The sequence below is a fragment of the Methylobacterium variabile genome, from assembly GCF_001043975.1.
GTDB lineage: Bacteria > Pseudomonadota > Alphaproteobacteria > Rhizobiales > Beijerinckiaceae > Methylobacterium > Methylobacterium variabile.
The window spans coordinates 16,508-27,722 of the sequence record NZ_LABY01000245.1; the positions used below are offsets into that span (position 1 = coordinate 16,508).

The 11,215-nt window shown below is 69.8% G+C and carries 8 protein-coding genes and 2 tRNA genes; 4 read left to right on the forward strand and 6 right to left on the reverse strand.

The features are described from left to right. Positions 1-96 precede the first annotated feature (96 nt). The 3 genes from VQ02_RS29020 (at position 97) to VQ02_RS29030 (ending at position 2,835) form a co-directional block, all read left to right on the forward strand. Positions 97-2,481 carry a type IA DNA topoisomerase gene (locus tag VQ02_RS29020; RefSeq protein WP_209437081.1) on the forward strand — a complete coding sequence of 795 codons (2,385 nt, stop codon included), beginning with the start codon at positions 97-99 and terminating at the stop codon, positions 2,479-2,481. A gap of 108 nt (positions 2,482-2,589) precedes the next feature. Beyond that, a tRNA-Phe gene (locus tag VQ02_RS29025) sits at positions 2,590-2,665 on the forward strand. Positions 2,666-2,759: 94 nt separating this feature from the next. Continuing rightward, positions 2,760-2,835: transfer RNA gene (locus VQ02_RS29030), tRNA-Phe, on the forward strand. 479 nt (positions 2,836-3,314) lie between these two features. Here the strand turns inward: VQ02_RS29030 and cyoD are convergent. The 5 genes from cyoD to VQ02_RS29055 all read right to left on the reverse strand — a co-directional run bounded on the left by cyoD (position 3,315) and on the right by VQ02_RS29055 (position 7,917). Then, positions 3,315-3,731, reverse strand: coding sequence for a cytochrome o ubiquinol oxidase subunit IV (gene cyoD / locus VQ02_RS29035; RefSeq protein ID WP_048447725.1), 417 nt, complete (start codon positions 3,729-3,731; stop codon positions 3,315-3,317). Next, positions 3,728-4,411, reverse strand: a complete 684-nt coding sequence (cyoC, locus tag VQ02_RS29040) for a cytochrome o ubiquinol oxidase subunit III (protein ID WP_048447726.1) — start codon at positions 4,409-4,411, stop codon at positions 3,728-3,730. The genes cyoD and cyoC overlap by 4 nt, the downstream gene beginning before the upstream one ends. Continuing rightward, positions 4,408-6,417 carry a cbb3-type cytochrome c oxidase subunit I gene (locus VQ02_RS29045; protein ID WP_048447727.1) on the reverse strand — a complete coding sequence of 670 codons (2,010 nt, stop codon included), beginning with the start codon at positions 6,415-6,417 and terminating at the stop codon, positions 4,408-4,410. The genes cyoC and VQ02_RS29045 overlap by 4 nt, the downstream gene beginning before the upstream one ends. A gap of 2 nt (positions 6,418-6,419) precedes the next feature. Beyond that, positions 6,420-7,361: a ubiquinol oxidase subunit II gene (gene cyoA / locus VQ02_RS29050; RefSeq protein ID WP_083469512.1), complete on the reverse strand. Its 942-nt coding sequence runs from the start codon at positions 7,359-7,361 to the stop codon at positions 6,420-6,422. Positions 7,362-7,689: 328 nt separating this feature from the next. Further along, positions 7,690-7,917 (reverse strand): hypothetical protein, encoded by a 228-nt coding sequence (locus tag VQ02_RS29055; RefSeq protein ID WP_048447733.1) that lies wholly within the window; start codon positions 7,915-7,917, stop codon positions 7,690-7,692. Between the two features lie 95 nt (positions 7,918-8,012). Between VQ02_RS29055 and VQ02_RS29060 the strand changes: the two genes are divergently transcribed. Beyond that, on the forward strand, positions 8,013-10,346 hold the full coding sequence (locus VQ02_RS29060; protein WP_048447728.1) for an FdhF/YdeP family oxidoreductase: 2,334 nt from the start codon (positions 8,013-8,015) through the stop codon (positions 10,344-10,346). Positions 10,347-10,350: 4 nt separating this feature from the next. Here the strand turns inward: VQ02_RS29060 and VQ02_RS29065 are convergent, their stop codons facing one another. Continuing rightward, complete coding sequence (locus VQ02_RS29065; protein ID WP_048447734.1) at positions 10,351-11,208, reverse strand: protein-methionine-sulfoxide reductase heme-binding subunit MsrQ; 858 nt, start codon at positions 11,206-11,208, stop codon at positions 10,351-10,353. Between the last annotated feature and the right edge of the window lie 7 nt (positions 11,209-11,215).

An 11,215-nucleotide genomic window follows, 5' to 3' on the forward strand; every position in this document is an offset into this window, starting at 1 on the left:
CGGGCAAGGGGCCGTGCCGGCGATTGACCCGCCCGCCGGCCTCGCCTATGTTCATGCTTCGTTCGGGCCACCCCGCCCCAGGAGCGTCCCGCGGCCATGGCGCAGGCCCCCTCCCCCGGCACATCCTCCGGCAAGGCGTCCTCCGGCAAGACGCTGTTCTTCTTCGAGAAGCCTTCGGCGATGCGCCAGGTGCAGCGGTTCTTCCGCTCGCCGAGCACGGTCTGCGTCGCCGCCGAGGGCCACCTGCTCGAGGCCGCCGAGCCCGGGGAGATCCGTCCGGACTGGAAGCCCTGGCGCTTCGACGCGCTGCCGATCGCCCTCGACCGGCTGCCGGTCGGCCCCGGGCACGGGCGCTCGGGCCAGTCGCACGCCCCGAAGCTCGCGGCGATCCGCCAGGCCCTGCAGGGGGTCGAGCGGGTGATCATCGCCACCGATCCGGGGCGCGAGGGCTCGATGATCGCCTGGGAGGTGCTGGAGCATCTCGGCTGGCGCGGGCGGGTCGACCGCCTGCGCCTCGGCGCCCTCGACGAGATCTCGATTCGCCGCGCCTTCGGGCTGCTGGCGCAGGAGAGCGATTCCGGCGAGCGCGACTACGCCGCCTATCTCGAGGCGCTGTGCCGCCAGTACGAGGACTGGCATCTCGGCCTCAACGGCACCCGGGCGGTGTCGCTGCGGCTGCGCCCGCCGGCCTTCCGCGAGCCCTGGCGCTTCGGCGGCGTGCAGACGCCGACGCTCGCCATTCTCGCCGACCTTGAGGAGCGCATCCGCACCTTCGTCCCGCGGGACTTCTACAAGATCGCCCTGCCGGTGACGACGGAGAGCGGCGCGAGCCTGACGCTGTGGCACGCGCCGAAGGAGAAGATCTTCGACATCAAGGACGCCGAGGCGATCCGCGACGCGGCGGAGGGCTGGGCCGGCCCGCTCGCGGTGGTGCAGAAGGACGTGCGCCGGGCGCCGCCGAAGCTCTTCTCCAAGGACACCCTCGCCCGGGCCTGCGCCAAGCGCTTCGGCTGGGACCCGCAGGCGACGGCGCGCCACGCCCAGGACCTCTACGACAAGGGCTTCCTCAGCTACCCCCGCACCGAGTCCGTGCACCTGCCCGAATCGCAGGGAAAGGACGCCGCGGCGGTGAGCGCGGCGATCGCGACGGCCGACAAGGACCTCGCCGCCCACGCCCCGGCGGCGCCGCAGATCCGCCGCGGGCCGAAGGGCCACTACGTCAAGGATCCGGGCGAGCACCACGCCATCGTGCCCCTGCGCAAGGTGCCGGGGCCGGGCGACGCGTCGCCCGAGGCGCGCCGGCTCTGGCTGCTCATCGCGAAAAGCTTCCTCGCCGCCCACCTGCCCGACGGGATCGATGCCCGCACCACCGTCACGGCCGAGGTCGGGACGCCGCTCGGCGCGAAGCGCTTCTCGATCACCGGCAGCGTCGTGCGGGTGCCGGGCTGGCGCGCCCTCTACGGCACCGAGGCCGACGAGGACGAGGTGGTGCCCGGCAAGGCGAAGGCCGACGACGAGCCGACCACCGGGCGCCTGCCGCCGGTGCGCGACGGCGAGGGCGGCACCGGCGGCGAGCCGACGATCGAGACCGCCCGCACCGAGCCGCCCCGGCGCATCACGCGGGGCGAATTGCCGGTGGTGATGGGCCGGCTGATCGACCAGGTCGAGGACCCGGCCCTGAAGCGGGCGCTCGAGAACCCCGCCAACCCGACCGAGCCCAAGGGCCTCGGCACCGCCGCGACCCGCGACGCGGTGCTGCCGAAGCTGATGAAGAGCCACTACGTCACGCTGCTCAAGGGCAAGGATCCGGCGATCACCGTGACCGAGGTCGGCCTCGCCTTCGTGGCGGCGGTGCGGCGGGTGTTTCCGGCCTATGGCGACCCGGTCGGGCGGGCGGTGTTCGAATCGGAGCTCGCCGAGATCGGCCGGGCCACGACCCGGGCCGAGGCCCTGCGCCGGGCCGACGCCTTCCGGCAGCGTACCCGCGAGCGGGTCGAGGCGCTGATCGGCGCGGTCTCGGGCGCCGAGCGGCTGGCGGTCGAGGGCGAGGCGCCGTCTCGCGGCGGGGGCCGGGCGCCGACCGCCGCGATGGTGTCGTTCGCGAAGTCCTTGGCCGCCCGCAAGGGCATCCCCCTCCCCCCGGAGGCGACCCGCGAGGCCGGCGCCTGCCGGCTCTTCCTCAACACCCATGCGGGACCGAAGGCCGCCCCGGCCGCCGACGGCGCGACCCGCCCGCCGACCCCGGCGATGCTGCGCTTCGCCGCCTCCCTCGCCCGCGAGAAGCGAATGGAGGCATTGCCGCCCGGGATCGAGACCGACTTCAACGCCTGCCGCGCCTTCCTCGACGCCCATGCGGGCGGCGACGGCAAGGCGGGGAAGTCACCACCCGCCCGCGAGGCCCCGGCGAAGAAGGCCCGCCCCCCCCGCAACCCGGCGAGCCCGGCCCGCGCCCCGCGCCGACGCCGCGCCGCCGGGGCGTAAGCCGGCGCCGGCAAACAATCGCCCGCGCGCCCGCACGAGACGGCTGGACAGGCGCTCCGGCCGTCTCTATACCGCCGCTCAACGCCGCTGCCCCGCGCAGCCTGGCGGGCCCAGGTAGCTCAGTTGGTAGAGCATGCGACTGAAAATCGCAGTGTCGGCGGTTCGACTCCGTCCCTGGGCACCACTTCTCCTCTCGTGATGCAAGTGGTGCCGTTCCGGTTCTCGATGGACCCGGGATGCAATTCACGGCCTTGACCGCCGCCTCGCGCGGCCGGTGCGCCCGGGTAGCTCAGTTGGTAGAGCATGCGACTGAAAATCGCAGTGTCGGCGGTTCGACTCCGTCCCCGGGCACCATTTTCTACTAATAATCCATAAGATATTTTCGAGCCGCGCTCGCTGACCGGCCTGTCTGCGCTAATAGATCAGAAACAATCATGAATTCTTATTAGGTTTCCTCGACAGAATTACTGCTCGCGCTTCATTCAGGAGCCGCGCAGCCCGCACGCGTTCCACCCCGGTGCGATATGGAGCTATACGCCGACTTCTTGCTCGTCCCCTTTCCCGGATAACTGAAACGAAGAAGGAGATCCGGGATCCAGCACAGAAAGTCGCGACGCGTCCGTCTGTCTGTCTGCAACGTTGGACGATTCAGAGCCGGTTCGCGGCGAGTCTCACGGCTGGATCCCGGATCTCCTTCCGCTGTCGCTTCGGTCGTCCGGGAAAGGGTAGAGGCTCACGACAGGCGTTCAGTCCGCACTGCACGGCACTGTCGTGTACCGTGGGATGTCGGTATCGTCAGCACCTAGCCCTTTCATCTGTCGGGCATCCCAGCCCTAGTGATGCCCGCCGCCCTGGTGCTGCATCGGCATCGGCGCCCCACCCTCCGCCGGCATCATCATGTTGGTGTTCATGTGGTGCATGATCCACACCGACCCGCCGAACAGCAGGAAGACGATCAGGACCCCGAATGCCAGCGCCATGATGTTGTTGGTGTTGTCGGGCCCGCTGGTGAGGTGGAGGAAGAACACCAGATGGACGCCCATCTGCGCGATGGCGAAGGTGAGGAGCGCGACGGGAATCGCCGGCGCCCACATGACCTTGGTCTGCGCGACCCAGAACGAGGCGGCGGTGAGCAAGAGTGCCAGCCCCAGCCCGATCAGGTAGCTGCGAAGCCCTGAGCCGAATTCCTCATGGGCGTACTCGTCGCCGGGGGCGACGTCGGCGTGTGCCCGGTCGTCGGTCTGGCTCATGCGGCGGACCCCATCAGGTAGACGACCGTGAAGACGGCGACCCAGACGATGTCGAGGGCGTGCCAGAACAGCGAGAAGCACATCACCCGGCGCAGGATGTCGGGCCGAAACCCCTTGGCGAAGACCTGCGCCATCATGGTGAGCAGCCAGAGCAGGCCGGCGGTGACGTGCAGGCCGTGGCAGCCGACCACCGTGAAGAAGGCCGACAGGAACGCGCTGCGGGTCGGGCCGGCATCGCGCGCGACGAGGTCGGTGAACTCGCGCAGCTCCAGCGCCAGGAAGCCGGCGCCGAGCAGGAACGTCACCGCCATCGCGGCCTGGAAGAGGAGGGCCCGGCGGGCGTTGAGCGCGAGCGTGGCGACGCCGCAGGCGAAGCTCGAGAACAGCAGCAGGACGGTCTCGATCGCCACGTTGGTGTAGTCGAACAGCTCCGCCGGGCCGGGCCCGCCGGCAGTGCCGCCGCGCAGCACCGCGTAGGCCGCGAAGAACGCGGCGAACATCACGATGTCGCTGAGGAGGAAGATCCAGAAGCCGTAGCCGACGACGATGCGCTTCGACGACGGCCCGCCGATGCCGCGCCCGGTGGCGCGGGTCTCCCCCTCGCCGGCGGCGTGGTGGCCGAGATGGTTGGGGTCGCGCCGGATCGGCACCACCCCCGGAATGGCGGCCGAGCTGCTCATGCGGCCTCCTTCCGGCGGGCCTGCTGCAGCGCCTCGAGGCGGCTCGCCCGGTTGAGGCGATTGATGCGCGCCACGGCCTCGGCCGGGATCTCGTACTCGACCCGGTCGCGCCAGGCGAAGACCACGAAGGTGGCGAAGGCGCCGGCGAGCCCCAGGGCGGCCAGCCACCAGATGTGCCAGATCATCGCGAAGCCCACGAGGGTGGCGAAGAAGGCGCAGACGAAGCCGGTCGGGCTGTTGAGCGGCATCTCGACCGGCTCGTAATCCGGTTCCTCGCGCAGGCGCGCCTGCTCGCGGGCCCGCTGCTTAATCGCCCAGTAGGCCTCCTCGCCCTCGACGTGGGGCATCACCGCGAAGTTGAACGAGGGCGGCGGCGAAGCGGTGGCCCATTCGAGGGAGCGGCCGTCCCACGGATCGCCGGTGAGGTCGCGCAGGTGTTCGCGGCGCCTGATGCTGACGACGAGCTGGACCACCTGGCAGACCACGCCGGCGAACATCACGATGACGCCGAGGCTCGCCGCGACGATCCACGGATACCACTCGGCGACGGAGAAGTGCTGCATCCGTCGCGTCATGCCCATCAGGCCGACGACGTAGAGCGGCGTGAACACCCAGACGTAGCCGACGAGGGAGAACCAGAACGCCGCCTTGCCCCACCACTCGTCGAGGGTGAAGCCGAAGGCTTTCGGGAACCAGTAGGTGTAGCCGGCGAAGGCCGCGAACACGACCGCGCTCACCATCACGTTGTGGAAGTGGGCGACCAGGAAGAGCGAGTTGTGCAGCACGAAGTCGGCCGGCGGGATCGCCAGCAGCACTCCGGTGGCACCGCCGACCACGAAGGTGACGACGAAGGCGACCGACCACAGCATCGGCGTGGTGAACCGCACCCGGCCGCCGTACATCGTGAACATCCAGTCGAAGATCTTCACCCCCGTCGGGACCGCGATGATCATCGAGGTGATGCCGAAGACGCCGTTGACGTCGCCGCCCGGCCCCATGGTGAAGAAGTGGTGCAGCCAGACCGTGAAGGAGAGCAGGCAGATCGCCAGCGTCGCCCACACCATCGAGCGGTAGGCGAAGAGCGGCTTGCCCGAGAAGGTCGAGATCACCTCCGAGAAGATCCCGTAGGCCGGCAGTGCCAGGATGTAGACCTCCGGGTGCCCCCAGGCCCAGAAGAGGTTCATGAACAGCATCGAGTTGCCGCCGGCCTCGTCGGTGAAGAAGTGGAAGCCGAGGTAGCGGTCGAGGGTCAGCATCGCGAGGGTCGCGGTCAGGATCGGGAAGGCCGCGATGATGAGCAGGTTGGAGGCGAGCGCGGTCCAGCAGAACATCGGCATGCGCAGGTAGCTCATGCCCGGCGCCCGCATCTTCAGGATCGTGGTGACGAGGTTGACCCCCGACATCAGCGTGCCGATGCCCGAGATCTGGATCGCCCAGAGATAGTAGTCGACGCCGACGCCGGGCGAGTAGGTGATCTCGGAGAGCGGCGGTGACGGCCACCAGCCGGTGCGGGCGAACTCGCCGATCACCAGCGAGACGTTGACGAGGAGCGCACCCGTCGCGGTGAGCCAGAAGCTGACCGAGTTGAGCGTCGGGAAGGCGACGTCGCGCACGCCGAGCTGCAGCGGCACGACGAAGTTCATCAGCCCGATCATGAACGGCATCGCGCCGAAGAAGATCATGATCGTCCCGTGGGCGGAGAAGATCTGGTCGTAATGTTCCGGCGGCAGGTAGCCCGGCGCGTTGTAGGCGAGCGCCTGGTGCGATCGCATCAGGATCGCGTCGGAAAACCCCCGGATCAGCATGACGAGCCCGAGGAGGACGTACATCACGCCGATCCGCTTGTGGTCGACGGACGTGATCCACTCGCGCCACAGGTACGGGAAGTAGCCGGCGAGCACGACCCAGGCGATCACGCCGAGGAGGACCAGGCCCACCAGGGCCGCGGCGACGAGCGGAATCGGCTGGTCGAACGGGATCGCCGACCAGGTGAGCTTGCCGAGCATCGTCACGAGCCCCCTTTGGGTTTGACGGTCGGGGGGGCGCCGTTGTCCGCCCCTTGGGCCGGCCCCGGCCCCTTCGGGATGGTCTGGTCGACGATGCGCCGGAAGAGGTCGGGCTCGACGCTGCCGTAGGACCGTGGCGCCTCGACGGTCCCCTGCTTGGCGAGATCGCCGTAGGATGCGGCGTCGAGCCTCGGACCGGCCTTCGCGCCCTGCACCCAGTCGGCGAAGGCGCCGTCCGAGACCGCCCGCACCGGGAAGTGCATGTCGGAGAAGCCGTCGCCGCTGAAATGCGTCGAGAGGCCGTGCAGCGTGCCCTCCTGATCGGCCATCAGGTTGAGCTGCGAGGTCATGCCCCGCATGGTGTAGATCATGCTGCCGAGGCGCGGCACGAAGAACGAGTTCCACACGCTGCTCGAGGTCAGCAGGAACTGCACCGGGGCGCCGACCGGCACGACCAGCTCGTTGACCGAGGCGATCTGCTGCTCGGGGTAGAGAAAGAGCCACTTCCAGTCGAGCGACACCACCTGTACCCGCAGGGGCTTCCTGTCCGACTCGATCGGGACCGCGGGATCGAGCTGGTGCGAGCCGATCCAGGCGATGCCGCCGAGGAAGATGATGGTGAGGAGCGGCACCGACCAGACGACGAGCTCGATCTTGCCCGAGAAGGCCCAGTCCGGCCGGTAGCGCGCCCGCGTGTTCGAGGCCCGGAACCACCAGGCGAAGACCAGCGTGCCGATCATCGTCGGCACGATGATGGCGAGCATGATGACCGTGGCGACGATCAGGATGTTGGCCTCGGCCGCGCCGACCGGTCCCTTGGCGTTGAGCAGGCTCATCTGGCAGCCGGACAGGGCGAGCCCGGCGGCGACCACGGCCCCGCGGCGGGTGACCGCGGCGAGCACCCTCGCCCCCCGGCGCAGCGGCCCGGCCTCGTCCGCCCTCATCGCGCCGCCACCGGGCGGGCGGCGGGGCGAGGCATCAGCCAAGATTCGGGGCAAGACTTGACCCAAGACTTGACCCAAGACTTGCCGACGTCCCCGTGAGGCTGGCTGCGTCGCATACGGCCCTCCGGCGTATCCGGCTCGCCCGCCGGACGGCCGATCGGACTTTCCGGGTCCTTCGTGCCGTCGATCGACCGTCCCCGCACTGATCTAAGTTAAGCAACCCGGTCTTGTCGCAGCTTGATCCGGACGTTTCGCCGACGAAGATCTGATCGCCAACCGTTGCGACCTTGATCTATGTGGTTGTCCCTGGGGCGAACAATCCGTCCTGTCAGAGCGGCCGGCGCGGCCGCGCCATCGTCAGGGCGAGGCCGATCCCGGCGACGAGGCTCAGGGCGAGGAGAGGGTTGCGGCGCGACGCGACGACGATCCGCTCGATCCCCGCCTCGACGGCGCCCGCCGCGTTGGCGAGCCCCGGCACCACCGACTGGTCCAGGAACAGTTTCGGTCTCGACGGGCCGGGAGGCTTCTCCAGCATGTAATCGCGCGTGATCAGCATCGGCATCGCTCCGGAATGTGTTGGATCACATCCTCTAGCACGCCGATCCCGGACCTCCCCTATCATCCATCAACTCGAACCAGCGGAGCCGATGCATGGTGAAGCGCGTTTCGTTCAGACCCTATGCGGGGCCGGCGGGGGGCTGGGGCTCGGCCCGGTCGCTCGGCAACATCCTGGCCCGGGAGAACGTGCTCGCCAGCGGCTCGCTGCTGCTCACCCGGCACAACAAGGTCGACGGCTTCCAGTGCGTCGGCTGCGCCTGGGTGAAGCCGGCCCAGCCGCTGCCGTTCGAGTTCTGCGAGAACGGCGCCAAGACGGTGGCGTGGGAGATCACCAACCATCGCTGCGGCCCCGAGTTCTTCGCCGAGCACACGGTGTCCGAGCTGCTCGACTGGGACGACTACCACCTGGAGCAGCCCGGCCGCCTGACCCACCCGCTGCGCTACGACCCCGCCACCGACAAGTACGTCCCGGTCTCGTGGGGCGAGGCCCTGGAGGAGATCGCCCGCGAGTTGCGGGCGAGCCGGCAGCGCGACCCGAGGCGGGCCGTGTTCTACTCGTCGGGCCGCTGCTCGAACGAGGCGAGCTACCTCTACGGGCTGTTCGCGCGCCTCTACGGCAACAACAACCTGCCGGATTCCTCGAACCTCTGCCACGAGACCACCTCGGTCGCGCTGCCGGAGAGCATCGGCCAGGCGGTCGGCAGCGTGTCGCTGGCCGATTTCGGCCACGCCGACTGCATCCTGTTCTTCGGCCAGAACCCCGGCAGCAACAGCCCGCGCATGCTCCACCCGCTGCAGGAGGCGAGCGAGCGGGGCGTGCCGATCATCACCTACAACCCCCTGCGCGAGCGCGGGCTCGAGCGCTTCACCAATCCCCAGTCGCCGCTCGAGATGCTGACGACGCGCGAGACGCGGATCAGCTCGCAGTACCACCAGGTGAAGACTGGCGGCGACCTCGCGGCGCTGACCGGCATCTGCAAGGCGGTGCTGGAGCGCGAGGACGCGGGAGAACCGGCGCTCGACGGCGCCTTCATCGCCGAGCACACCCACGGGTTCGCGGCTTTCGCCGACTGGCTCCGGGGGCAGGACTGGGACGACCTCGTGCGCCGGGCCGGCCTGCCGCGGACCGCCATGGAGGCGACGGCAGCGGTCTACGCCCGGTCGCGGGCGGTGATCGGCGTCTACGGCATGGGATTGACGCAGCACCGGGCCGGCGTCGAGACGGTGCAGATGCTCGCGAATCTGCTCCTGATGCGCGGCAACATGGGCCGCAGCGGCGCCGGCATCTGCCCGGTGCGCGGGCATTCCAACGTCCAGGGCCAGCGCACCATGGGCGTCACCGAGAAGCCGGAGCTCGTCCCTCTCGACCGGCTGGCGCGGCAATACGGCTTCTCGCCGCCGCGGGAGGCCGGCTTCACCTCCGTCGAAGCCTGCGAGGCGATCCTCGCCGGTGAGGTCGATTGCTTCGTCGAGCTCGGCGGCAACTTCGTGCGCGCGGTGCCGGACCGCAGCCTGATCGAGCCGGCCTGGAGGCACCTGCGCCTCACCGTCAACGCCATCACCAAGCTCAACCGCACCGCCCTGGTCCCGGGCGAGATCAGCTACATCCTGCCGGTGCTGGGCCGGATCGAGACCGACCGCCAGGCGACCGGGATCCAATCCCTGTCGATGGAGGACACGACCGGCTGCGTCCACGGATCGCGGGGGATGCGCCGGCCGGCCTCGCCGCACCTGATCAGCGAGATCCGGCTCGTGGCGGAACTGGGCAAGCGCGTGCTCGAGCCGAACCCCAGGGTCCCGTGGGACGCGTGGTGCGGCGACTACCGGCTGATCCGCGACGCGATCGGCGAGACCTACCCCGAGACGTTCTACGATTACGACCGGCGGATGTGGGAACCCGGCGGCTTCCAGCGACCGCTGCCGGCCTGCAAGCGCCAGTGGCACACCAGGACCGGCAAGGCCAACTTCATCGTGCCCCGGAGCCTCGACGAGGACCCGGACATGCCGGAGGGCGGCCACGACGTGCTGCGCATGATGACGCTGCGCAGCAACGATCAGTTCAACACCACGGTGTTCGGCTACGACGACCGCTTCCGCGGCATCAAGGGCACCCGGGACGTGATCCTGATGAACCGCCTGGACATCGACCGGCTCGGCCTGTCCGACGGGGCGACCGTGCGGGTGGAGACGGTGGCGGATGACGGCGTCCGGCGCGAGCTGCCCGGGCTCACCATCGTCGATTACGACATCCCGGTCGGCTGCGTCGGCGCCTACTACCCGGAGGCGAACGTGCTCCTGCCGCTCTGGCACTACGCCGTCGGCAGCATGACCCCGGCGGCGAAGTCGATCCCGGTGCGGGTGCACCGGATGGACGGTGCCGCACCGCGGACCCGGCACGGGCGGCCGTGGGCGAGCCTGCATCCGTGACGGGTCATCGCGCCGGGGCGGGGCGCGGGACCGGGCGGGACGCGCCGGATCCGGTCCGGTTCTGCCACAGGTTGAGCGGCACGCTCAGGATCACCACGCCGAGCACCCACCAGGCCGGACGCACGTCGTAGGAGAAGTCGAGGTTGGCCGAGAGCACGGCCTCGGCCGGCACGCCGGTGGCGAGCGCGTACCACGCCGCCTCGAGCGCCGCCGTCGCGAGGCCGGTCGCGAGGCTCAAGGCCAGGAGCGGCAGCGGCGCGGTCGGCAGCTTGAGGCGGTGCATCAGGCGCCAGCCCATCAGGGCCAGGAACAGCCCGCTCCAGAACACCGGCTTGGAGACGTCGATCTTCGATTGCAGGAAGAAGTGCGCGAGCGCCAGGGCGGTGATCGGGTAGACCAGCCGGTGCAGCCGCGGCCACGCCTTGCCGAGGCGGCGGATCATCCCGTCCGTCGAGGTGACGCCCAGCACCACGAGCCCGAGCAGGCCCGCGAAGCCGATGGTGAGATAGATGCGGAACACGATCTCGCTCGCCACCCGGGCGAGGTCGAACTTCTGGTCGGCGACGTAGAGCGCGACATGGATCAGCGCGTAGGCGAGCGCGGTGAGCCCGAGCATCCGCCGCACCAGGATGAGCTTCGGCGCGTTGGCGATGCGCCGCATCGGCGTCACCGCCAGCGACAGGATCAGGAAGCGCACCGACCAGTCGCCCATGGCGTGCAGGTAGGCGGTGAGCGGCTTCGCGCCCAGCCGGTCGAGGGCGTAGGCGCCGGTGAACCACAGCCCCGGCGCGAGGGCGAGGAGGAAGACCGCGAGCTTGAACCGCGACAGGCGACCGGCGCGGTCGAGCCAGGGATAGGCGATCCAGGGG

Excerpts from the sequence above, each read along its gene's own strand:
- cyoD (WP_048447725.1), bottom strand. The coding sequence starts at position 3,731 with ATGAGCCAGACCGACGACCGGGCACACGCCGACGTCGCCCCCGGCGAC.
- cyoA (WP_083469512.1), bottom strand. The coding sequence starts at position 7,361 with ATGAGGGCGGACGAGGCCGGGCCGCTGCGCCGGGGGGCGAGGGTGCTC.
- VQ02_RS29060 (WP_048447728.1), top strand. The coding sequence starts at position 8,013 with ATGGTGAAGCGCGTTTCGTTCAGACCCTATGCGGGGCCGGCGGGGGGC.
- VQ02_RS29020 (WP_209437081.1), top strand. The coding sequence starts at position 97 with ATGGCGCAGGCCCCCTCCCCCGGCACATCCTCCGGCAAGGCGTCCTCC.
- cyoC (WP_048447726.1), bottom strand. The coding sequence starts at position 4,411 with ATGAGCAGCTCGGCCGCCATTCCGGGGGTGGTGCCGATCCGGCGCGAC.
- VQ02_RS29045 (WP_048447727.1), bottom strand. The coding sequence starts at position 6,417 with ATGCTCGGCAAGCTCACCTGGTCGGCGATCCCGTTCGACCAGCCGATT.
- VQ02_RS29055 (WP_048447733.1), bottom strand. The coding sequence starts at position 7,917 with ATGCTGATCACGCGCGATTACATGCTGGAGAAGCCTCCCGGCCCGTCG.